Raw genomic sequence first — 23,294 nt, 5'->3', positions numbered from 1 at the left:
ATAAAAAGTTGTACCTTTGCATCCGCATTTTGCAAATTAATAACACTAATTTTAAGTAACGTTCTATGTATTTAGACAAGACAAAGAAAGAAGAGATCTTTGGACAATACGGAAAGTCTAACTCTGATACCGGTTCTGCAGAGAGCCAGATAGCATTGTTTTCATACCGTATTTCCCACCTGACGGAGCACCTTAAAACGCACCGTAAAGATCATACTACCGCCCGGGCATTGACAATGCTGGTAGGAAAACGTCGGGCATTACTTGACTACTTGTACGATCGCGACGTAGAGAGATATCGTGCAATCATAAAAGCTCTCGGGCTTCGCAAGTAGTACTACTTTGTTCAAGGCATGTAAAAAGGTGAGTCGTTACGGCTCGCCTTTTTTGTTATATATACCCTATGAGTTTGCTACACATACATCCCAAGCCGGTCAGACAGGCATTCTACCGACGTCAGAGATATCGTTTTTTCAGAACTGGAAGTAGATGAACGGCTGGATGGTGCTGCTTTTAATCTGGATGACAATATAGATTACGGCTACTATCAGCAGAGCATATACCACTACATTGCAGCGTTTGAGTGCACCGATAATATCTTCTTGCCATCTATCGGGCAAGTAATGACTTACATATCCGAAGAGCATAAGAGCAAATACATATTTATATCCCGCCAATATCTGTACGAAGAGTTCGGGATGGAAAGCCGTAAACACCCTACAGAGCATACTCCATCCAACAGCAAACGTAGAGCTTCGGAAAAATATCCACGTAAAACATACGAAATGGAAAGTAAGCACGACAGCCACAAAACGCCGCCATCCATGGCTCCGATAATGCCGATCTCGGTGCAACACATCTGTTCTGAAAAATTTATGCGCCACCAATGCAAGGCCGTGCATGCCGCCCCAAGCCACGAAGTTGAGACTCGCACCATGCCAAAGTCCGCCAAGAAGCATGGTTACAAACAGATTGAAATACTGGCGTACCTTCCCCCTACGGTTGCCGCCCAGCGATATATAGATATAATCGCGTATCCATGTCGACAACGAAATGTGCCAACGTCGCCAAAAGTCGGTAATGCTCGAACTGTTGTAGGGCGCATTGAAGTTCAACGGGAAGTGGAAACCCAGCAGCAAGGCTATGCCGATAGCCATATCGCTATAGCCGCTGAAATCGCAATAAATCTGCAAAGCGTAGCCGTAGATGCCCAGCAGATTTTCTACACCGCTATAAAGTGTAGGGTTATCAAATATGCGATCTACGAAGTTCAGACTGATATAATCGCTGATAACCGCCTTCTTGAACAGTCCTATCACAATGAAATACACCCCGCGCGCGAACATGTCGTTCGTGATAACAATGGGCTTTCGTATCTGTGGAGCGAAGTCTGCCGCCCTTACAATAGGCCCTGCAACCAGTTGGGGAAAGAAAGAAACATAGAAAGCATAGTCGAGTATCGATGGCAGAGGTTTCAACGAACCGCGGTACACATCGATAGTATAGCTGAGACTCTGAAAGGTAAAGAAACTTATACCTACCGGTAAGAAGATATCCCACGGCTGGAAATTGCTGCCGATCATTTGGGATATCATGCCTGCAAAGAAGTTTGTGTACTTAAAATAGCCGAGCAAGCCGAGATCGATCAGCAGACTAAGCGCAACAAGCCATTGCCCGAGTATTCGATTTTCGCGTTTGCGATAGATAAAACCGGCTATAATATAATCGCTGCACGTTACGATTGCCAGCAACACAAAGTACATACCGCTGCTCTTGTAATAGAAATAATAAGAGAAAGCCGTAACAAACAACAGCCGTGGAGTGAGCTTCTTTTGCAGCAACATGTAGAAAAACGTGAAGAAAAGAAACAATATAAGAAAGGTACCGCTCGAAAATATCATCGGCTCTTTCGGGTTGTACGAGAGTACGGATATCAGTCTTTCTATCATTGTTGCTCTATATTTTTACGACGTTTGTAGTTCTTAAGCCCCGTAACAAACGAGGGAAACACCTTTTTAGCTATCGCTTTCCCGCCTCCGAAGCTCAAATGAGTATAATCTTTATTGGCCATATTGCGATCAACAAGCTGCTTTACGCTTTCTTCGCCGCCCATTGCTTGGAAAAAGTTATAAAAGGCAACATGCGTATCGGCAGCCAATTGTTCTTGCAGAGCTACAAGGTTCTTTACCTCGCGCAGCGTCTTAATACCGTTATCCGAACGCTGATCGCGATCCGGAACGCTCACTATCATGATACTTGCCGTAGGAAAAGCCTCTCTAAAGTGCTGTACCGCTTTCTTCATTTTATTGGTATAGCCCCGCAATACCGAGATGGGATTGCCTTTTATGGCCACGTTGAGCCCGAAATGCAGTATGATCAGGTCGTATGGGCGCATATTACGGAAATCGTGCAGCGTACTCATGGGTATCTTGGCCAGCGAGGTTCCCGACGATCCACGCATACTGAAATTATCTAATATCACACCCGTAGCCGACTCGAGAGCCATACCGAAAAGCGTTGTTCCTGCCCCTACATCTGTAAATCTGTAATCGACAGAGCTCATATTCCCCACGGTTTCAAACATTTGAACATCTGTAGAACCACCATAAACACGCGATATAGGCGTGCCGGATGAGGGAATAGCTTCGATAGACAATGAAGATAAAGTTCGAAAAAAGAGCTTTGACGAAGTCCAACTCTTGGAATGAGGATAGAAGCGCGACGCTTTAGTAAACACATGTGCCCCCTCTGTGGGTACATAATAGCGTTCTGCCAGCCTTTGACGGCTGTTGTCGAAAGGTTTCTTTACCACTGCATACTCGATAATCCCGCTGTATTTCTGCTGTATAGAGCGACGCGAACCGATTATCGGTGTGCCGCAATCTACCCACCCCACGCCATTACCGCCGAATTTCTCTTGAAACATCTCTCTCAGATCCGCCGTAAGAATGTCGCCTTCGATATACGAATCGCCGTAATAGGCAATACGTACCGGCCGTTTAAGCTGCTTCACGCTGTCGAGCATGGCATAGAAATGGCTCATACCTCCGGCCTTTCCGCCCGAATAGTCTACGATAGGTGTCACACCTTTGTCCCATTTTTCAACAAAACGTACATGCTTTCCCGCCGTTGTTACCGCCATCAACGGTTTGGGAGCCTTAGGAATAGGAACGACATCGGTCTCCTTTTCTTCGGGTTCGGGCAACAACAAGCTCAAAATGTTGACATGCCTAAGCTCGGTACCTTCGACCGACAGCGTGGGCAACTGGTGCATCATCAACAACAAAAATACGACAATGCCGATTAAAGAAAACGTCTTTGCGGGCTGATTCATTTAATTATATCACATTTTAAAGCCATATCTCACAACCGTAATCGGGCGCAAAGGTATAAAAATACATGTTAACCTGTTTACAAAAACAAAACTTTTTCAATAAATAGATGCAATACTTAACCCAAACAGGTACCGCATCTAATCATAGCAGATATATGATGTAGCAACGACAGAAATAACCTCTATTCAAGACACTCTTGCAGAGGTATCATCACGAAATCGCGCTCTTGCATCAACGGGTGCGGAATTTTCAGGTCGGGTTCGTTCAGTCTGATATCATCGTACAGCAGAATATCGATGTCTATCACACGATCCTGATACACACTGCCTACAGACTTATGCGTACGACCGAGCTCTTTTTCTATCCGTTGAGACGATACCAAGACCTGTCGCGGACTAAGAACAGTAGAACAACACACGCAGGCATTGATGAAATCATTGGGCGAATTGAAGCCCCACGGCTTAGTTTCATAAAGAGCCGATCGACATTCAACCGTGCCGATCAGTTCCTCTATGCGTTCTATAGCCTGCCGTATGGTTCGCTTGCGGTTACCTATGTTTGCCCCCAAACCAAGATATACCTTGTGCATTTAATCGTCTAAAATAAGCAAGGAATCGCCGAAACAACCGAACTTATAGCCGTTTTCTACAGCCATTTCGTAGGCCTGCATCACCAAATCGTAGCCTCCGAATGCAGCTGTCTGCATCAGCAACGTTGAAAGGGGATGGTAGAAATTGGCAATCATCGTATTGGCAAGCCCGAAATCGTATGGGGGAAAGATGAATTTATTAGTCCATCCGGAGAACTCTTTAAGCATTCCATCGGTACCGACTGCCGTTTCCGTAGCCTTTACCACACTCGTACCCACGGCACAGATGCGGTGGCCGCCTTTCTTAGTAGCATTGACTACCTCACACGCCTCGGCATCGATAATCATTTGTTCGGAGTCCATTTTATGCTTGGTCAGGTCTTCTACCTCTATCTCATGGAAGTTTCCGAGACCGCAATGCAGGGTAATAAAAGCGAAATTGATACCGCGTATCTCCATTCGCTTCATCAGTTCGCGGCTGAAGTGCAAACCTGTAGCAGGAGCAGTTACGGCACCTTCGTGCTTTGCAAAGATGCACTGGAAGTTCTCCAAATCCTCCTTGACGGCATGATGGTTCTCTCTATTGTCGATAATATATCGGGGAAGTGGCGCTTCACCCAATGCAAAGAGCTCGCGCTTGAACTCTTCGTGCGGACAATCGTACAGAAATCGCAGCGTTCTACCACGGCTCGTAGTATTGTCTATGACCTCTGCAACCATGGTACTCGTATCATCGAAAAAAAGTTTATTGCCGATACGTATCTTACGGGCAGGTTCTACAAGCACGTCCCAAAGACGCATTTCCTCATTCAGTTCGCGCAAAAGAAACACTTCTATCTTAGCATCGGTCTTTTCTTTGGTACCGTACAAGCGTGCCGGAAATACCTTCGTATCGTTGAAAATGAACGTGTCGCCTTCGTCGAAAAAGTCCAATATGTTCCGAAAATCAAGGTAATCGCCCTCGATGGGCTTACCTTTTTTATCTTTCTTGAACATCTCTATGGCCTGTGTTTTCTTATGAAGCACCATTAATCGGCTCTCATCACGACGAGTAACCCTAAACGTTTCTTTCGTTCCATCCTCGTTCTTGAACTTACGTTCGAAGCTATGAGGATACAATGCCACCTGCTCTTCGGGCAGTTTAAATTTGAATTGTGATAACTTCATATATTATGTTCTCTTTCTATTTCTTGTTTATCGAGCCATTCATCGAAGCGGTCGTAATCGATACAGTCTTCAACTCGGATGGCTCCTACTCGTGTACGGCGCAGAGAAACGAGGTACGCACCGCTATCGAGTGCCCGTCCCAAGTCCCGCGCAAGCGCCCTTATATAGGTTCCTTTGCCGCAGACAACACGAATGGTCAGCCGCATAGTAGCGGTATCGAAATCGATCAATTCTATTGCATCTATCCTTATGCGTTTCGGTTTCAGTGTTACGTTCTCGCCGGAACGCCTTAATGTATAAGCTCGTTCGCCATCTATCTTGCATGCACTGTACGAAGGCGGAACCTGTTCTATATCTCCGACGAAGCCATCAATAGCTTTCAAGACTGCTTCCCGCGTAATGTGTGCCGTCGGAAAGGACGCATTCTCCTCATGTTCGCAATCATAACTGGCCGTAGTTGCACCAAGTTGCAGCGTTGCCACATATTCCTTGGTATGCGCCTGCAGGCTTTCGATCTGCTTGGTAGCACGCCCTGTGCAAAGTATCAATACCCCCGTGGCCAGCGGATCGAGTGTTCCAGCATGCCCGACCTTTACCTTTGTCCCCCCCATACGTCGGGTGAGCAGGTAACGGATGTGTGCCAAAGCCCCGAAACTTGTTATGCCTAAAGGCTTGTCGATGGCAATAATCTCTCCTTGGAAGAAGTTCATCAGCTTACCATCGATAAGTTATGTCCCAGTAAAAGCCATAAAAGAATGAAGCCGCCCACAATAATTCGGTAGACTCCGAAGGCCTTAAATCCGTATTTGGTAAGGAAAGCAACGAACCATTTCATGGCAAGCAGCGCCACTACGAATGCCACCACGCAGCCCAAGGCGAGCATGGCAAGATTGTCAGGTGTGGCCCATGAGGTATTTGCATCGCTGCCGAAGAACACTTCCCATACATCAAGAGCGGTAGCAGCTGCCATGGTTGGCACGGCAAGAAAGAACGAGAACTCGGCTGCGGCACGCCTTGTAAGCCTCTGAGACATCCCTCCGACGATGGTAGCCATAGAGCGCGACACGCCCGGAATCATGGCAATGCACTGGAAGAGGCCGATATTAAATGCCCTCCTTTCGGTAAGTACCGTTTCTTCTTTGCCCTTATTGAACAGTTTGTCGCAGAATATCATGAAGATACCCCCTACGACTAACATTATTGCAACGACTTCTACGCTTTCCAAAAAGCGGTCGATAAGCCCCGACATCTTACCGACAAAACCGATAACCATGGCCGGTACGAAAGCTACAAGCAGCTTCCAGTAAAAATTCCACTTATGGATAAACGCCTTGAATACCGAACTATTCGGCGGTACAGGCGTATGATCGAGACGGAAAAAGCGCCTCCAATAAAGACACACCACCGAGAGAATGGCGCCAAACTGTATAATAATGGTAAACGCCTTTACAAAAGGCGTGCTTTCTATACCCAGTAATCCTTGGGTAATAATCATGTGTCCCGTCGACGAAACGGGTAAAAACTCGGTCAATCCTTCTACGATTGCCAGAATAATCGTTTGTAATACGGTCATTATATGAAATTAGATGACGTGACAGATGTTTACTGTTTATCTTTCGGTTTACGGATAATGCTGTAAATCATCGATACAAAACCGATGAAACACAGGGCAGGTGCAACCTTTATACGTACAGTACTGAAGATTTCCGGATCGAAAGTAGTCTCCGTAGAACCACTGCCGCTCATCAATATAAAGCCGAGAATGACCACACACATGCCGATTGCCAACATGATAAAGTTGACTTTATCGAATGCTAAATTCCTTTTATCCATATTCAAGTTTATCCGTCTGCCACAGGAGCACAGAGCTCCCGAAGCACTCAGGTTTTCTTACTATTAATTGTTATTCCTTTTATTTCAAAACACATAAGCACTTTCGGCCCACGCTATACAGTCACCTTTACGGCAACAGACCGTCAGATTTTGTAGAGTTTTCCTGCCGTCATCTTCAGGAACTTGTTTACTGAAATGCTGGCACATGTACCGGTTATAACCATTCCAAATACAAATACCGACGCTACAGTGACCGTCAACACCTCCCATGTGGCCACATTGAGGATATCGGGGGTATATCTATAAAGCCCATAGAAGCATCCTGACAGCACTAAAACGGCCAATACGGAAGCTATCAGTCCGAAACACACGGCACGCCTTATAAAAGGACCGCGAATAAACGACCATGATGCCCCCACAAGTTTCATAGTATGTATAGAGAACCTGCGGGCATAAACGCTGAGTCTTATGGTGTTATTAATCAATGTAAACGACACGAAAGTGAGCAATACTGCCAAAATGAGCAGCACGAAACTTACCTTACTCAGGTTTTCATTCACACTATCCATCAGGTCTTGCTGATAAGTAACTTCACCAACCTTGGGATATTTCTTAAGTTCCTTGACAATCCAGCGCAACGAATCGCTGTTGGCATAGTCGGCATTCATACGCAATTCTATAAATCCCAGATAGGGATTGCTGCCGATAAACTCCGAAGGATCGGCACCCATCAGCTTGCTTTGCGTACGAAGAACTTGTTCCTTGCTAAGATACTCTATACTGTTGATATAGGATTTCGTGCGTAATGTCTTGCATATTTGGCGAGCTTCCGGGTTCGTAATATCTTCCTGAAGCACCATGGTTACCAAAAGATTTTCCTTGATCGAGGCAGACAGATTACGTGCAGTAAGCACCGAAAACACTATCATTCCCAATAAAATGAGCACCAATGCAATACTTATACATAGAGTTACGCCCTGCAATCCGTAACGACTGCCGGTTTTCTTTCGCTTCTTTCCCATATCAAAAAGGATATAACAGTCCAATTTTGTTGCAAAGTAACAAAAAAAAATATGACCAAACGACAGTTTAACGTGTATTAACGCGTACGTATTTTAAAAATATTTACCTTTGCATGACTTAACAAACCGAAGGAGAAGCCTTTCATTATGAGTACAAGAATTTACCCCGCACCTATATACGGGCCTGTCAGGAGCCGACGGTTGGGGCTCTCGTTAGGCATTAATCTGCTGCCGGAAGACGGAAAGAGCTGCACTTTCGACTGCATCTACTGCGAATGCGGGTTCAATAAAGACCGCATACCTACACGGAAACGCCCTACAAGAGCAGAGGTATCGAAAGCATTGGAAGCACAACTGAAGAAGATGCACGAGGCCGACGAGCATCCCGATGTGCTGACCTTTGCGGGTAATGGCGAACCTACAAGCCATCCGGAGTTTGCAGAAATCATCGACGACACCGTGAGATTGCGCAACCAATACTGCCCTGAAGCCAAAATATCGGTACTGAGCAATTCTACTTTCATACACAAACAAGCCGTACACAACGCTCTTTTGAAGGTAGACAACAACATTCTAAAGCTCGATACAGTAAATACCGACTACATTAAACTGGTAGACCAGCCGGTAAACAAACACTTCGATGTACAGCAACTCATTGAGGATTTAAAGTCTTTCAACGGCAAATTGATTATACAAACCATGTTCATGAAAGGCATGAGCGGCGTGCATAACGTAGACAACACGGGCGATGAATTCGTACAACCGTGGCTGAAAGCAGTGAGATACATAGCTCCCAAGGAGGTTATGATATACACCATCGACCGCGAAACGCCCGATCACGACCTACAGAAAGCTACTCCCGCGGAACTGAACGCCATCCGCGACCGTGTTAAAGCTATGGGCATTCCCTGCACGGCATCGTATTAAAGAACCTTACCCTGCCCCTCTAAACAGAGGGCAGAAACAGGTTAGGGCGGTTAGATGTATAAGGTAACTTCGTTAGATGTATAATTTAATCAAGATAGCCACACCATCTGTAGCTGATAAACAGACAACCTAAACGGATTACAGGAATTTAGCTTGTTTAAATTCTTATACATATATTCTGAGAAAAAAGCCATTTTAGACTGCTTAAACAAGCTAAGTTTTTACGGTACTGTGTACTTTTCTGCTCTATAATGAAAGGCTGAACAGAGATTTTAAGTTGTGAACAAAAGGAATTGCCCCCTTTTCTGTCTCCCCTTTCCAAAGGGAGAAGCATAAACAAATTGGAATTACGTTTCTTTTAAAAAAGCAGGGCGAGACAGCCATTTTCTACTCCTATCACAATAAAAGAGGGACCGGCCTCACGATCAGTCCCTCTCATAACAGTATAAAACGTAATAGGTATGAATTACATTTTACTGATAATGCCTAATTTTGTGGTTTCTATAAAACTGATAATATTCCTGATTTCCGGCGAATCGGGTACCTGTTCCTTGATTTGGAGCACAGAATCGAACACGCTGTTCTGCCCATGGAATACCAACCGATAGGCATTGGCGATGTGCTTCTGCACCTTTTCGTCGACGCCGTATGCCGTCATCATCGTGGTATTAGGACCGCCATAGCTTACAGGAACACCGCCCGCAACGATATAAGGCGGTACGTCCTTCGAAAATGTCGTGCCTGCCTGTATCATCGAACCGCTCCCCACACGCGTGCGAGCATTGGCGATTACCGACGAACTGAATATCACCCCGTCGCTTATTTCGCAGTCTCCGGCAATCTTAGTTCCATAACCGAACACGCAATGGTTACCCACCTTGGTGTCGTGAGAGATATGAACTCCCTCCATCAACATATTGTCATTGCCCAGTACAGTACGCCCTCCGGCATGCGTGGCACGGTTGATAACGACGTTCTCGCGTATGGTATTGTTGTCTCCAATAACCAGTTCGCTCTCTTCTCCGCGAAAGTTAAAATCCTGAGGAATGGCAGCCAACACCGTACATTGGTGCACCTTGTTACCGTTTCCCATGCGCGTACCGTTCATGATACTCACATACGGGAATATTATACAGTTATCTCCGATAACGACATCATCCTCTATATAGACGAAAGGAAATATCTTACAGTTATCTCCGATCTTGGCCTTGGGGGATACTTCTGCCCTTGCACTTATTTCACTTGCCATATCTTTTCTTGTTAAGTTAAACGTTATGCGCTATTTGGCGCCGCCTCCTAAGGCGTAATACAGATTTACGACAGCCTGCATCTTGCTGAAATCGTCGGATACTTTAGATAGTTCAGTGTTCAATAACGACTGTTGTGCGGAGATTACTTCTAAGTAAGTACTGCCGGCACTGGCCATTAAAGCCTTGGTATCTTCCACGTTTTGCTTGAGTACCTCTATCTGTTTGGCCTCTATCTTACTCTTCTCGTCGGAGGTATTGTATAAAACAAGCGCATTACTAACCTCGCTTCCGGCGGTCAATATAGAGTTCTGCCATGTATTATATGCCTGTTCATACTGCGCTTTAGCTACCTTCAATCCGGCAATGAGCTTACCGTTCTGGAAGATAGGCTGCGTAAGCGAACCCACAGCAGAGAGCAACCATTTGCCCGGGTTGGTAATCATGCCGCCGGCACTATTGGTAAATGCGCCCGATGCACTGAGGTTCAGTGCCGGATAAAAGCGCGACCGAGCGGTTTCTACATTATAGAAACACTGGGCAAGCGACATCTCTGCAGCATGTACATCGGCACGATTGTTGAGCAATTGCACACCTACACCGGTAGAAAGATTGGTAGGTAAAGACTGACTTTCTAACTTCCCGCGCGGGATAGCCTGCACTTGTTGACCTACAAGCAGCGAGAGTGCATTCTCTGTTTCGCGCACCTGACGGTTCAAATCTGCCTTCCTCGTCAGCACGGAATAGTAGTTCGACTCGGCTGCCTGCACCGCTGTAGAACGCACGCCCCTTACCGCTTCTTTCTGTACTTTCATGATCTCCCACGTGTCTTTGGTCAATATTTCCATGTCAGACACCAGCTCCAACTGCCTATCGAGCATCAAAAGCGTGTAGTACATGTTGGCCATATTGGCAATAAGATTGGTCTGTACTGCCACCTGATAGTCGCGCGAGTGAAGCAAAGTCATCTGTGCAGCCCGCTTTTGCGATAGCAGATTGCCGAAGAGGTCTACACTCCAAGAGGCATTGATAGGCAGGCTATAGGTTTTGGTAGCCTTGTTTCCATCCCACGAAGCGATTGTTCCTTGCGGTGAGAAACTGAATGAAGGCAAGAAAGCCAGCTTGGCCGACTTGAGTTGAGCCTCTGCTATCTGCACGTTGAGCGCTGCATTAAGCAGGTTGGTATTATGGTTCAACCCTCGCTCTATAAGTACCTGTAACTGCGGATCGGTAAAAACGCTGCGCCAAGGCAGATTGCCGAAGCTCGCCGTATCTCCGACGGCAAGGGTGTCTGCGGCAGACATAGCATCGCGAACGAGACCGCTTGTCTGTACTTCGGGGCGCTCATATTTTCCGTAAAGGCTCTTGCAGCCGGTAAGAACCAGCACTGCAAGACCTGCTATAATGATATTTAATTTCTTCATTTTATTCTTTTTCTTTACATTGAATGAACTTGCCGTGGGCATATTGTTCTAACTCCGCAGCTACTTCGGGATTGTTTTCATCCTCGAACTTCAACGGTGTTATCCGCTCTTGCAGCCATTGGAATACGGCAAATAGCGACGGTACAACGAAGATTTGTATCAGTGTACCGATGAGCATACCGCCCACTGCAGCGGCTCCAAGCGTCTGGTTACCGTTCTTACCTACACCGGATGCGAACATCAAAGGCAGCAAACCGATAACCATGGCAAGCGATGTCATGAGGATAGGACGCAGACGTGCGGCGGCTCCCAATATGGCACTATAGCGAATGGCCATACCTGTACGTCGCCTCTCAAGGGCAAACTGTACTATCAAGATAGCGTTCTTGGCCAACAGACCGATCAACATAATCAGCGAAATCTGCATGTAGATATCGTTGGAATGGCCGAAGAGCTGCGTGAAGATAAATGCTCCGGCAAGACCGAACGGCAGAGACAGGATGACAGAGAGCGGCAAAATGTAACTCTCATACTGTGCAGATAAGATCAGATAAACGAACACTATACACAGCAAGAAGATAATTGCAGTGGAGTTGCTCGATTCTTGTTCCGACCGCGTAAGGCCCGAATAATCGAGTCCATAACCCTCCGGAAGCATCTGGGCAGCCACTTCTTCCACCGCTTTAATGGCCTGACCGGATGAATATCCGTCGGCTGCAGTAACATTGACATTGATAGATGTAAAGAGGTTAAAGCGGTTGATATTCGACGGACCGTACACTCTTCGCAGGTTAACGTATTCGCTTATGGGAACCATGCCCGATGAAGTGCGCACATAAATATTGGAAAGACCGTCGGGACGCATACGGCTTGCCACATCGCCCTGTACCATTACACGGTACAACTTGCCGTAGGCATTGAAGTTGGAGGCATAAAGTCCACCGTAATAACCTTGCAATGTTGTCAACACAGTAGAAGGACTAATACCGCTTTGCTTACACTTCGACACATCCACATCTACCATATACTGCGGATAGTTCGGGTTGTAAGATGTCATAGCCGTCTGAATTTCCGGACGTTTGTTTAGCTCTGCAAGATATTCTTGGGTAATATTGAAGAACCTATTCAGGTCGCCTCCCGTCTTATCCTGCATAGAGAATGTTACACCGTTGGTAGCACCGAAGCCGGGAATCATAGGTGGTTGGAAGGCTATGATCTGTGCATCTTTGATGGAGGCAGTTTGTTTGTAAATCATACCCAATACGGCCGTGCTCGACTTAGAGTTGATGAAGAAACGCTTGATACCGTCTCCTTCCCACAAACCTGCAAGGTTATGGAAGAATCCACCGGGGCGTTCTTCGAACGGTTTCAGCTTGATAATGAAAGTAGCTTGGTCGGAACCTTGTCCTGCAATGAAGTTGTAACCCACGATTTGCTCACGGGATTGAATAGCAGGATTGCTTGCCAACATCTTATCTACGATATTCGTAATTTCTTGAGTACGTGCCTGACTGGTGGCGGGCGGTGTAGATATGGTGACGAACAGCGTGCCTGTATCCTCGTCGGGCACAAGGCCTGTCTTGGTTGTCTGCATTGTTACCACGAGCACTATGATGCCTATAAGGATAATAACTCCCGTAAGAATGCGGCGATTAATGGATTTCTCTACACCTTTCTTATATTTAGCGACTGTCTTATCGAATACGATATTGAAGCCTGCATGGAACCTGCTGATGAATGTAGACTTATGTTCACCCTCTTCATCTGCATGGGGTTTTAAGAATATGGCACACAATGCGGGTGATAATGTCAATGCGTTGACGGCCGAAATGATGATACTTACTGCCATCGTAACACCGAATTCACGATAGAAAGTACCGCTGGTTCCGCCGATAAACGATACCGGCACGAACACCGCTGCCATTACCAAAGTAATAGAAATGATGGCTCCGGAAATTTCGTTCATAGCATCTATAGACGCCGTTAGTGCACTTTGGTAACCTTGATCGAGTTTGGCATGCACGGCTTCCACCACGACTATGGCATCATCCACCACTATCGCAATTGCCAACAACAATGCCGAAAGTACCAGAAGGTTGATGGAAAATCCGAATACCCACAGGAAGAAGAATGAGCCGATCAATGCTACAGGCACGGCAATCAGCGGAATTAACGTCGATCGCATGTCCTGCAAAAAGATGTAAACCACGAAGAATACCAGCACAAGTGTAATGACAAGCGTCTTGATAACCTCCTCTATAGAAGCATAAAGGAACTCTGTTACATCATAATTGATCTTGTATTCCATCCCGGGAGGGAAACTCTTGGCCTGTTTATCGAGCTCTGCCTTCACATTCTTGGCAATCTCATTGGCGTTAGAACCGGCAATTTGCTGCACCATACCCATCACAGAGGGCTGGTTGTTGTTCTTCATTGAAACGGAATACTGCAATCCTCCCAGCTCAATCTTAGCTACATCCTTTAATTTCAGTGTCTGTCCGTTCGCGTCACTGCTGATGATAATGTTCTCATATTCATCGGCTGTTTTCAAACGACCTTTATAACGCATCACGTATTCATAGGCCATATTGCTCTGTTCACCGAACTTTCCGGGAGCAGCTTCTATATTCTGTTCCGCCAATGCACCCGTCACATCCGAGGGAATCAGGCCATATTGCTTCATCTTATCCGGCTGCAACCATATTCTCATAGAGTAGGTCTTCATACCGGGAGTATTCACATCACCGACTCCATTGATACGTTTAATAGCCGGAATGATATTGATGTTATTGTAATTGGTAAGGAATTCATCGTCGTATTTGCCGTCTTCTGTAGTCAGTGTATACATCAACACTTGGGAAGACTGGCGTTTAGAAACGGTAACGCCCACCCTTGTTACTTCTGCTGGTAGCAATGCCTGCGCCTGACTCACACGGTTTTGAACGTTCACAGCCGCCATATCCGCGTTCGTTCCCTGCTTGAAATAAACGGTAATTGATGCATAACCGTCATTCGTAGTCTGCGAAGTCATGTACGTCATGTTCTCTACACCGTTGATACTTTCCTCCAATGGCGTTACAACAGAGTTCATTACCGTCTGCGCATCGGCACCGGTATAGGTCGTAGAAACCGCAATCGTCGGCGGTGCAATGTCAGGATACTGCGCGATAGGCAGCGATATAAGTCCGATTCCTCCCAATAATACGAAGAATATCGATATTACCGTAGACAGTACCGGACGCTTGATAAAATGTGTAAATGTCATAAGTTATCTGAAATTATTATCCCTATTCGTTTATCTGCACATATATAATTTCCCCGTATGAGGAATTATTTCATGGCATCGATAAACTTACTTGAACTGCTGTTGGCTTCACCTTTCTTCACTGCATCATCTAAATTCTTCTGATACTGCTCCTCTGTAATCGGCTTGATTTCCATTCCATCAGACAGTTTGGTAAGTCCTTTCGTTACTATACGGTCGCCTACGGAAAGACCACTCGTAACAATATAATTCTTTCCATCGTTCTGCGGATCGACTTTAATCTCCGTATATTTCACCTTATTATCTTTACCAACAAGATAAACAAAAACTTTATCCTGCACTTCTGAGGTAGCCTCTTGAGGAATTACGATAGCGTTACTGCTGTTAGATGATACAACGATCTGCCCTGAAGCACCGCTCTTCAGCAGTTTATCGGGATTGGGAAAACGGGCAATCATACTTGCTGCACCTGTTAAAGCATCGATAACACCGCTCATTTTCACCACTTTTCCGGGCTGATTATAAATCGTCCCGTCCGCCAATTGCAGCTTCACAGGCGGGAATTTCGCAATAGCTTCATTAATTCCGCCGGTCATCTTGGTCAGGTTCATGATGTCTTTTTCTGTCATAGAGAAGTAAACTTCTACGGTACTGATATTAGAAACCGTGGTTAAAGGCTGCGTATTCGAAGCACTTACCAAGGCTCCCCGTTTGTAAGGAAGACTACCGATAACGCCGGCAGTAGGACTTTTCACGAAACAATAAGCCAGTGTTTCTTTAGCCGAAGCCAACGAAGCCTGCGCTTGAGCAAGGGCTGCACGAGCCGTTTCATAACTATTTTGAGCCGTTGAAAGTTCATACTGCCCGATAATATTCCTATCAAATAGTTTCTTATTATTATCATACGTCAGCTTCGCAGTATTCAGTTGAGCACGCGAAGTATTTACTGCTGCACGGGCTTGACGCACTGCCGACTGATACGTTTCGTTGTCTATAACGAACAACAACTGGCCTGCCGAAACGGTTTGACCTTCATGTACACACACTTTTGTGATAAATCCGGAGACCTTAGGACGTATCTCCACATCCTGAACACCCTTGACAGCTGCGGGATAGGTGGTTTGCAAATCCGCATTAGAAGAACCGATCGTCCTAACCGGAAACTGATTATCACCCATCTTCATGGAACTCTTTCCACCACACGCCATTAGCGTTGCAGCAACCATAAAGCATAAAACACTCTTAATCTTCATACCTATTTAAATATTATAATTTATATCTCGATACTAAAAACCTGACCACAAGGCAAAACTTCTACACTTAGAAAAGTTTTACGATGCAAAAATAATCATTCCTTAGTAACTATGTTCACAAGTTACATTACTTTTAACAATTATTATAAAGAAACAAATTTAAGCAAAAAAAAGTAAAGACGTTTCTTCTTTTTCTTACATCTATCGGTCCATAAGTCCCATAGATTTTGCTTTCTTACGCAGCAATTCGAGTAACGGTTCCCGCTCATTGGGCACCTTATTATCAAGAACGGCATCCTTAAGACTCTGCTTCAGCGCCCCCACCTCGCGCGAAGGCTGCAGATGAAACATCTCCATAATTTCGTTACCATCGATGCACGGCTGCAACAAACGCTTGTAATCACGCTCTTCCAAGTTCTTCAATTTCTCGCGAACAATACGGAAATTATCCAAAAAACGCTGCTTTCGCTGCGCATTCTTGCTTGTAATATCGGCCTCGCAAAGTAACATCAAATCGTTTACATCGTCGCCTGCATCATTCATCAAACGGCGTACGGCACTGTCGGTTACCTCATCATCTGCAATCGCAATGGGCCTCATGTGCATATCCACCAATTTCTGAACGAACTTCAGTTTGGCATCCATCGGAAACTTTAACCGTCTGAAAATGCCCGGAAGCATCTTTGCACCGATAAAGTTATGGTTATGAAACGTCCATCCCACGGCAGGGTTCCACCGTTTGCTGCGAGGTTTTCCGATGTCATGGAACAAAGCAGCCCACCTCAGCCACAGGTTATCGGTATGCTTGGCGATATTATCGACGACCTCAAGCGTATGATAAAAATTATTCTTATGTGCCTTTCCGTTCCGCGTATCCACCACATCGAGGGCGCAAAGTTCGGGCAGTATGATCTCTAACAAACCCGAACGATAGAGTTCGAAGAACCCTTTACTCGGCACAGGCGTCATCATTATCTTGTGCAGTTCGTCGGCTATGCGCTCCGCACTCACGATCTTTATGCGGTCGGCATTGCGCCTAAGCGCCTCGAAAGTAGCATCTTCGATAAAGAAATTAAGTTGTGCGGCAAACCTTACGCACCTCATCATGCGCAAGGGATCATCTGAAAAGGTGGTATCCGGATCGAGTGGCGTCCGTATAATGCCGTCTTCCATATCTTCAAGCCCACCGAAAGGATCTATCAACTCACCGAAACGTTCTTTATTCAGGCATATTGCTAAAGCATTAATAGTAAAGTCGCGGCGATTTTGGTCATCTTCAAGCGTACCGTTCTCCACTGCCGGCTTGCGCGAATCGTGGCTGTAACTCTCCTTACGTGCCCCCACAAACTCGATTTCCATACTGCCGAACTTCACTTGAGCCGTACCGAAATTACGGAAAACAGAAATATGAGCACGTTTGCCAAGTAGTTTTTTCAGCGCATCGGCTACCTGTATACCGCTTCCCACCACCACTACATCGATATCGTTAGAGGGGCGCTCGAGGAATATGTCTCTCACATAACCGCCCACCACATAGCATTCCATGCCAAGAGAGTCGGCTGCCAAGGAAATTTTATGGAATATGTCTTTATCGAGAATGCGTGCCAAATCGGCATCAGAAAATAGTTTCATTACAAATATTACGCTTTAGCGGTGCAAAGATACGAATATTTTTCGGTTCATAGAACCATTATAGCAGAATTATGCCTGCACGGAAGAATGCAGAAAACCAATACAGGAGTTAAAAATAACTAAATCAAGTAAAACCACAAGAGTATGCATAATTATATCATTAATTTTGCACCTAAACGGTAATGGGATGAAATTTATAATAACTGCTCTACTCATACAATTCATCTGCTTAATCACGCTTTCGGCACAAGTACCACCCGACAGCATCCAAACACCCGATACTCTTCAGCCTATTATACAAGGCACAAGGGGTACACTTGCCACGCCCGATACACTTATCCATGCTTTCCATTCGATACAAACAGTACACCAAACACAACAGCACAGCTTTAAAAGCGACGTATCTCTGACAAGTATCCCGTGGATTACGGCCGGCATCCTACTGCGGAGAGACCGTAAAAACTTCCGTAACCTGCGCAATAAATTCGTTTATGAGTTCCACAACGAGACCGACAACTATAGCCAATACCTGCCGCTCGTGGCAGCTACCGGTCTTAAAGCAGCGGGATACGAGGGCAGAAGCAACTGGCCGCGCTATTTAGTTAGCAGTGCAGCTTCGTACGTTGTGATGGCTGCGCTCGTCAATGGTATAAAATATACCGCCAAGGAGTTACGTCCAGACGACACAAGTCACAATTCGTTTCCGTCAGGGCATACGGCTACGGCATTTGCAGCGGCCACCATCTTTCACAAGGAGTATGGTATGACACGCAGTCCTTGGTTCTCAATCGCGGGATATGCACTGGCCACCGCCACCGGATGCATGCGCGTACTCAACAACCGCCACTGGGTAAGCGATACGTTTGCCGGTGCCGGCATCGGTATATTGTCCACCGAACTGGGTTATTCCATAGGCGATTTGCTGTTCAAAGGCAAAGGTATCATAAAAAACGACCTGTTTTTACAGAACGACCTGACAAGGTACCCCTCGTTTTTCAACATTCAAACAGGCGTAGGACTGGGGCATCAGTCGCTTAAACTACCCGTAAAAGACTTGCAATTGGAAGAATATTACGACGAGTTGCCTGCTCAAGAACTGAAGTTCACGGTATCTACACAAATCGGAGTAGAGGGAGCCTACTTCTTTAACCCTTATATAGGCGTAGGAGGAAGGTTGCGCATAAGTTCAAAACGCGTAAAGAACTGGAAAGAGTTTACGCAAAATCCATTAGGAGACCTTGCCGATTTCAGCCCTACGATAGGGAGATTTATCGAGGAGTACACCCTGAAAGTAAATTCAGACCACCTGTCTGAATTCACCACAGGTGCCGGCCTTTATTTCAGTCTGCCCATATCGTCGCACTGCGCCGTGGGTACTAAGCTACTTATAGGGCGCAGCTATATGCACGGAATCGACATCAACGCGCATGCCAAAGGCGTAAAAATGGACGTAGACATGTCATACGAAAACAACAACGGTAAGAAATTCCTTACTTACGAGGTACGAATGCACCAAGGAAACGACGGTTCTGTAACAACAAACAAATACGATACCTCATGGGAATATCTGAATATGGAGGGCAACAAGTCCACTAATTTCGCCACAGGTGTATCGTTTACCTTCGCTCAAAAGTCGTTTTTCGCATGGAGATTATATCTTGATTACGACTTCTGCAGGCAGAAATATAACATCACCTACGCACCTACGCAGTTTATCAAGGCTGCAGCAGAGAACCTTACCTACGAAGGACAGCCGGCAAATGCCGACAGTTACATACACTCTTACACCAGCCGTCAACGAAAATACATGTCTACATTTTCGTTAGGAGCCGCATTTAGTGTTTCTTTCTGATACTGCAAGCTGGCAAACTCGGCAGAAGCAGGAACAGGAAAAAAGGAAAGAGAGAAAAGAGGAAACCTATCCTTCCCCCTCTACAGAAGGGGATTGGTGATGAATAATGAGGGATTGGTGAAGATCGTCTGGTGGGCGTATCGCAGGAATTAAACCTGCCTGAATTCTCATAAGCACTATCTCTTTCATGCTACACATATAGGAAATTTAGTAAAGCAAGTCTCTATGGTACAATCAGCCCATCTGTCTATCGAACATAGAGAGTATATTTATCGGGTATAGGCAGCACCTCTGTCGGTCACAGATGGCCTAACTAATAAATACGGAGCAAGAACACAGGGAAGAAAAACAAAAGATTTATGATTAATATCCGTTCCGTAGAAACATTCTCTGCCTATACTCTCAAGAAGCTCCAAATGAGGGGAAAAAGACATAATTATCCATTCGAAAAATCTTAGGTGAACTAAATTCTCACGATACGCCCACCAAACGCTCATCCCTAATCGCTCATCTCTCATCCCTATCTCCCTACATAAATTTACACAGTTTTTCACAGAAATATTTTAAGTTTAACCGCCTATCGTTGCATTATACCAAGTTTTTATTCGTAACTTTGCATTGTTATGAGATATATTTGGCTTATCATCATCGCATTAGCCTTTGCTTCGTGCGCTGAAACCGAAGACAATAAGGCTCTTGCCATGCTCTCTAAGATCGAAGAACTATACAATCAGGGAGCATACAGGCAAACTCTTGACTCTATAACATCGCTGCGCGAGAAATATCCCACGGCAATAGAAGCCCGCAAGAAGGCGCTTACCGTATGGCAGAATGCCTCTCTAAAGATGGCACAAAACGATATTGCGCATACCGATTCGGCACTGCAAGCCACTTTGGGATTAATTCCGTTAGAGAAAAACCTATATCGCGCCAACATGCTCCGTGCAAAACGAGACTCGTTGCAAGCCCGTTACGATGCCATGTGCTGTGTGGTAAGAATGATCAAGATGCGCCAAAAGCAGAAATAGCCTTACGCTCCATCCTATAAATTATTTGGCTGTTTCGGCAGAAATCAGTAAATTTGCATCCGATATAAATACGAATCAAGTGAACACGGAAGAACAGTTTAAAAGCGTAATGCACGAGTGTAGGGAACTTTTTGCAAAGAAACTTCACGACTACAGTGCCTCGTGGCGTATCTTGCGCCCATCGTCTCTTACCGATCAACTCTTCATCAAAGCCAAACGAATACGCTCTCTTGAAATCAAAGGCGAGTCTTTAGTGGGCGAAGGTATCAGGCCTGAGTTCATTGCCCTTATCAACTATGGCATCATCGGGCTGATACAATTAGAAAAAGGTTTTGTAGACGAGGTAGACATGCTGCCCGACGACGCTTTGCGGTTGTACGACACACAGGCATCGAAAGCCCTCGAACTGATGCTCAAAAAGAACCACGATTACGACGAAGCATGGCGCTCTATGCGCATTAGCAGCTATACCGACTTCATTCTCACCAAGGTTCAACGGATAAAAGAATTGGAAGATATTCATGGTAAAGCGCTCGTTTCGGAGGGTATCGATGCCAATTATATGGATATCATCAACTATGCTGTGTTCGGTGCCATTAGGCTCTCCGAGTAACAGACTTGCAGATTAAGCGTGGAATTGTTCAAGACGATAGCAGTCAATATGTGCCGATTGGCAGTTGCCCCCGTACTGATATTCTCGGGATTTGTAAAGGCTGTCGATCCGCTTGGCACTCAATATAAGATACAGGACTATTTAGAAGCGCTGTCGATGGGCGGTATTGTACCCGATTGGATAACGCTTGCCACCTCTATCAGCATATCGGCATTGGAGTTCTGTCTCGGCATATTCTTGTTATTTGCCATACGTAGGCGGTTTACATCCAAACTTATCTGCCTGTTTATCGCCGTGATGACGATAATTACAATATGGATATTCATAGCCGATCCGGTAGCCGACTGCGGATGTTTCGGCGATGCGGTAAAGCTATCCAACGGCATGACGCTCGCCAAAAACTTGGTGTTGCTTGCGTGTTCGGCTGTGGTGGCATGGTTTCCGCTCCGTATGAAGCGTGCCATATCTAAATCCAATCAATGGATAGTGATCAACTATACCATCGTGTTTATACTCTTTTCGAGTGCATACAGTCTGTATAAGCTGCCTATGTTCGACTTCCGTCCCTATCATATCGGGAGCGACATACCCAAGAGCATGGAGATACCGAAGGAAGCCCCGCAGCCTGAGTTCGAAACAACATTCATTATGGAGAAGAATGGGGTACGTAAAGAGTTCACACTCGACAATTATCCCGACTCTACATGGACATTCATCGACTCGAAAACCGTACAGACAAAAGCCGGATATGTGCCGCCCATCCATGACTTTTCGATACAAGAAATAGGCGGCAACGATAAAACAAACGAGATATTGGGCCATCGGGGCTATACATTCCTACTGATTTCACCCTATCTTGAGCATGCCGACGACAGTAACTTCGGCGATATAGACCAGATATACGAATATGCACAAGACTTCGGCTATCCGTTTTACTGTCTTACAGCGAGCTCTGAAAAGGCCATTAAGAACTGGCAAGATATAACAGGAGCAGAATATAAGTTCTTCAATACCGATGCAACGACATTGAAGACCATCATCCGAAGCAACCCGGGACTACTGTTATTGAAAGACGGAGTTGTTATCCGTAAATGGAGCCATAACGATTTACCCGATACAGGAACATTGAACAAACCACTTGCAGAAACGAAAATAGGCAAGATGCCCGATGATAGTATTCCGGGTAAAGTGGTCAAAATTTTCCTCTGGTTCATACTGCCGCTCCTGTTACTGACCATTGCCGATCGTCTTTGGGCATGGAGCCGATGGCTCAAGGGCAAAGAACATTCTAACAAAATATATAAACTTATAAAAAACAAAAAGAAGATGAGAAAGAAAATTGTTGCAGGTAATTGGAAGATGAACCTCAATTTACAAGAGGGAGTTGCATTGGCTACCGAGATTAACAATGCATTGAAAGGCGACAAGCCGAACTGCGATGTGGTTATCTGTACCCCGTTTATTCACCTTGCAAGCGTAGCAAATGTGCTCGATCAGAATGTTGTAGCGCTCGGAGCAGAGAACTGTGCCGATAAAGAAAAGGGTGCCTACACGGGAGAGGTGTCTGCAGAAATGGTGAAGAGTACCGGTGCAAAGTACGTTATCCTTGGGCACTCGGAGCGTCGCCAGTATTACAATGAGACGCCGGAAGTCCTTAAAGAGAAGGTATTGCTTGCATTGAAGAACGGTTTAAAGGTTATCTTCTGTATCGGGGAGACACTTGAAGAACGCGAAGCCAATAAACAAAACGAGGTTGTAAAGGCAGAACTCGAAGGCTCTGTATTTAACCTGAGTGCAGAAGAGTTCGAAAATATCGTCATAGCATACGAACCTATCTGGGCTATCGGTACCGGCAAAACCGCAACTTCAGACCAAGCAGAGGAGATACATGCCTTTGTTCGTTCGGCTATTGCAGAAAAATATGGCAAAGAAGTTGCCGAAGAAACGACAATACTCTACGGCGGAAGCTGCAAAGCAAGTAATGCCCCAGAGCTGTTTGCAAAGCCTGATATCGATGGAGGTCTTATCGGTGGTGCCTCTTTAAAGGCTGCCGACTTCAAAGGCATTATCGACGCATGGAAGAAATAACATCGCTATAAGAGTCGAG

General features: G+C 45.6%; 19 protein-coding genes. 6 read left to right on the top strand and 13 right to left on the bottom strand.

Annotated elements, in window-relative coordinates; translation table 11 throughout:
- Positions 1-65 precede the first annotated feature (65 nt).
- Positions 66-335, top strand: a complete 270-nt coding sequence (gene rpsO / locus BN3912_RS00325) for a 30S ribosomal protein S15 (RefSeq protein ID WP_004368483.1) — start codon at positions 66-68, stop codon at positions 333-335.
- Between the two features lie 138 nt (positions 336-473).
- Here rpsO and BN3912_RS00320 read toward each other — a convergent pair whose 3' ends face one another.
- The 8 genes from BN3912_RS00320 to BN3912_RS00285 all read right to left on the bottom strand — a co-directional run bounded on the left by BN3912_RS00320 (position 474) and on the right by BN3912_RS00285 (position 7,946).
- Positions 474-1,949 carry an MBOAT family O-acyltransferase gene (locus BN3912_RS00320; protein ID WP_023984809.1) on the bottom strand — a complete coding sequence of 492 codons (1,476 nt, stop codon included), beginning with the start codon at positions 1,947-1,949 and terminating at the stop codon, positions 474-476.
- Complete coding sequence (locus tag BN3912_RS00315) at positions 1,946-3,334, bottom strand: SGNH/GDSL hydrolase family protein (RefSeq protein WP_064972239.1); 1,389 nt, start codon at positions 3,332-3,334, stop codon at positions 1,946-1,948. The genes BN3912_RS00320 and BN3912_RS00315 overlap by 4 nt, the downstream gene beginning before the upstream one ends.
- A gap of 182 nt (positions 3,335-3,516) precedes the next feature.
- Positions 3,517-3,924 carry a 2-amino-4-hydroxy-6-hydroxymethyldihydropteridine diphosphokinase gene (folK, locus tag BN3912_RS00310; RefSeq protein ID WP_004368480.1) on the bottom strand — a complete coding sequence of 136 codons (408 nt, stop codon included), beginning with the start codon at positions 3,922-3,924 and terminating at the stop codon, positions 3,517-3,519.
- Positions 3,925-5,091 (bottom strand): tRNA preQ1(34) S-adenosylmethionine ribosyltransferase-isomerase QueA, encoded by a 1,167-nt coding sequence (gene queA / locus BN3912_RS00305; protein ID WP_023984807.1) that lies wholly within the window; start codon positions 5,089-5,091, stop codon positions 3,925-3,927. It abuts the gene before it with no gap.
- On the bottom strand, positions 5,088-5,801 hold the full coding sequence (gene truB / locus BN3912_RS00300; protein ID WP_023984806.1) for a tRNA pseudouridine(55) synthase TruB: 714 nt from the start codon (positions 5,799-5,801) through the stop codon (positions 5,088-5,090). The genes queA and truB overlap by 4 nt, the downstream gene beginning before the upstream one ends.
- Positions 5,801-6,664, bottom strand: coding sequence for an undecaprenyl-diphosphate phosphatase (locus BN3912_RS00295; RefSeq protein WP_023984805.1), 864 nt, complete (start codon positions 6,662-6,664; stop codon positions 5,801-5,803). The genes truB and BN3912_RS00295 overlap by 1 nt, the downstream gene beginning before the upstream one ends.
- A 29-nt stretch (positions 6,665-6,693) precedes the next feature.
- A complete protein-coding gene (locus BN3912_RS00290; protein WP_004368476.1) occupies positions 6,694-6,924 on the bottom strand; it encodes a DUF3098 domain-containing protein in 231 nt (76 codons plus the stop codon).
- Between the two features lie 143 nt (positions 6,925-7,067).
- Positions 7,068-7,946, bottom strand: a complete 879-nt coding sequence (locus BN3912_RS00285) for a cell division protein FtsX (protein ID WP_023984804.1) — start codon at positions 7,944-7,946, stop codon at positions 7,068-7,070.
- Between the two features lie 147 nt (positions 7,947-8,093).
- Between BN3912_RS00285 and BN3912_RS00280 the strand changes: the two genes are divergently transcribed.
- Complete coding sequence (locus BN3912_RS00280) at positions 8,094-8,873, top strand: radical SAM protein (RefSeq protein ID WP_023984803.1); 780 nt, start codon at positions 8,094-8,096, stop codon at positions 8,871-8,873.
- 466 nt (positions 8,874-9,339) lie between these two features.
- Here the strand turns inward: BN3912_RS00280 and lpxA are convergent, their stop codons facing one another.
- The 5 genes from lpxA to BN3912_RS00255 all read right to left on the bottom strand — a co-directional run bounded on the left by lpxA (position 9,340) and on the right by BN3912_RS00255 (position 17,694).
- A complete protein-coding gene (gene lpxA / locus BN3912_RS00275; protein ID WP_004368472.1) occupies positions 9,340-10,122 on the bottom strand; it encodes an acyl-ACP--UDP-N-acetylglucosamine O-acyltransferase in 783 nt (260 codons plus the stop codon).
- A gap of 30 nt (positions 10,123-10,152) precedes the next feature.
- Entirely contained in the window at positions 10,153-11,544 is a 1,392-nt protein-coding gene (locus tag BN3912_RS00270) for an efflux transporter outer membrane subunit (RefSeq protein WP_023984802.1), read from the bottom strand.
- A 1-nt stretch (position 11,545) separates the two neighbouring features.
- The gene (locus tag BN3912_RS00265) at positions 11,546-14,809 is read right to left on the bottom strand and encodes an efflux RND transporter permease subunit (RefSeq protein ID WP_004368468.1); all 3,264 of its coding nucleotides are present in this window, start codon (positions 14,807-14,809) and stop codon (positions 11,546-11,548) included.
- 65 nt (positions 14,810-14,874) lie between these two features.
- Positions 14,875-16,062 (bottom strand): efflux RND transporter periplasmic adaptor subunit, encoded by a 1,188-nt coding sequence (locus BN3912_RS00260; protein WP_023984801.1) that lies wholly within the window; start codon positions 16,060-16,062, stop codon positions 14,875-14,877.
- Between the two features lie 201 nt (positions 16,063-16,263).
- Entirely contained in the window at positions 16,264-17,694 is a 1,431-nt protein-coding gene (locus tag BN3912_RS00255; RefSeq protein WP_023984800.1) for a CCA tRNA nucleotidyltransferase, read from the bottom strand.
- A 187-nt stretch (positions 17,695-17,881) separates the two neighbouring features.
- On the opposite strand from BN3912_RS00255, the gene BN3912_RS00250 reads away from it, so the two are divergent.
- The 4 genes from BN3912_RS00250 (at position 17,882) to BN3912_RS00235 (ending at position 23,275) form a co-directional block, all read left to right on the top strand.
- Positions 17,882-19,546, top strand: coding sequence for a phosphatase PAP2 family protein (locus BN3912_RS00250; RefSeq protein WP_023984799.1), 1,665 nt, complete (start codon positions 17,882-17,884; stop codon positions 19,544-19,546).
- Positions 19,547-20,169: 623 nt separating this feature from the next.
- Complete coding sequence (locus BN3912_RS00245) at positions 20,170-20,574, top strand: hypothetical protein (protein WP_004368461.1); 405 nt, start codon at positions 20,170-20,172, stop codon at positions 20,572-20,574.
- A gap of 109 nt (positions 20,575-20,683) precedes the next feature.
- The gene (locus BN3912_RS00240; protein WP_023984798.1) at positions 20,684-21,187 is read left to right on the top strand and encodes a DUF1599 domain-containing protein; all 504 of its coding nucleotides are present in this window, start codon (positions 20,684-20,686) and stop codon (positions 21,185-21,187) included.
- Positions 21,188-21,205: 18 nt separating this feature from the next.
- Positions 21,206-23,275, top strand: coding sequence for a BT_3928 family protein (locus tag BN3912_RS00235; RefSeq protein WP_445468269.1), 2,070 nt, complete (start codon positions 21,206-21,208; stop codon positions 23,273-23,275).
- Positions 23,276-23,294: the final 19 nt, after the last annotated feature.

The sequence above is a fragment of the Prevotella phocaeensis genome (genome assembly GCF_900065875.1).
Taxonomy (GTDB): domain Bacteria; phylum Bacteroidota; class Bacteroidia; order Bacteroidales; family Bacteroidaceae; genus Prevotella; species Prevotella phocaeensis.
The sequence above is the reverse complement of the archived record's forward strand: the minus strand, read 5'-3'. Positions and strand labels throughout refer to the sequence as shown.

Coding starts and splice junctions, on each gene's coding strand:
- rpsO (WP_004368483.1), top strand. CDS start 66: ATGTATTTAGACAAGACAAAGAAAGAAGAGATCTTTGGACAATACGGA.
- BN3912_RS00250 (WP_023984799.1), top strand. CDS start 17,882: ATGAAATTTATAATAACTGCTCTACTCATACAATTCATCTGCTTAATC.
- folK (WP_004368480.1), bottom strand. CDS start 3,924: ATGCACAAGGTATATCTTGGTTTGGGGGCAAACATAGGTAACCGCAAG.
- BN3912_RS00285 (WP_023984804.1), bottom strand. CDS start 7,946: ATGGGAAAGAAGCGAAAGAAAACCGGCAGTCGTTACGGATTGCAGGGC.
- BN3912_RS00240 (WP_023984798.1), top strand. CDS start 20,684: ATGCACGAGTGTAGGGAACTTTTTGCAAAGAAACTTCACGACTACAGT.
- lpxA (WP_004368472.1), bottom strand. CDS start 10,122: ATGGCAAGTGAAATAAGTGCAAGGGCAGAAGTATCCCCCAAGGCCAAG.
- BN3912_RS00295 (WP_023984805.1), bottom strand. CDS start 6,664: ATGACCGTATTACAAACGATTATTCTGGCAATCGTAGAAGGATTGACC.
- truB (WP_023984806.1), bottom strand. CDS start 5,801: ATGAACTTCTTCCAAGGAGAGATTATTGCCATCGACAAGCCTTTAGGC.
- BN3912_RS00270 (WP_023984802.1), bottom strand. CDS start 11,544: ATGAAGAAATTAAATATCATTATAGCAGGTCTTGCAGTGCTGGTTCTT.
- BN3912_RS00315 (WP_064972239.1), bottom strand. CDS start 3,334: ATGAATCAGCCCGCAAAGACGTTTTCTTTAATCGGCATTGTCGTATTT.
- BN3912_RS00260 (WP_023984801.1), bottom strand. CDS start 16,062: ATGAAGATTAAGAGTGTTTTATGCTTTATGGTTGCTGCAACGCTAATG.
- BN3912_RS00255 (WP_023984800.1), bottom strand. CDS start 17,694: ATGAAACTATTTTCTGATGCCGATTTGGCACGCATTCTCGATAAAGAC.
- BN3912_RS00320 (WP_023984809.1), bottom strand. CDS start 1,949: ATGATAGAAAGACTGATATCCGTACTCTCGTACAACCCGAAAGAGCCG.
- BN3912_RS00280 (WP_023984803.1), top strand. CDS start 8,094: ATGAGTACAAGAATTTACCCCGCACCTATATACGGGCCTGTCAGGAGC.
- BN3912_RS00245 (WP_004368461.1), top strand. CDS start 20,170: ATGAGATATATTTGGCTTATCATCATCGCATTAGCCTTTGCTTCGTGC.
- queA (WP_023984807.1), bottom strand. CDS start 5,091: ATGAAGTTATCACAATTCAAATTTAAACTGCCCGAAGAGCAGGTGGCA.
- BN3912_RS00290 (WP_004368476.1), bottom strand. CDS start 6,924: ATGGATAAAAGGAATTTAGCATTCGATAAAGTCAACTTTATCATGTTG.
- BN3912_RS00265 (WP_004368468.1), bottom strand. CDS start 14,809: ATGACATTTACACATTTTATCAAGCGTCCGGTACTGTCTACGGTAATA.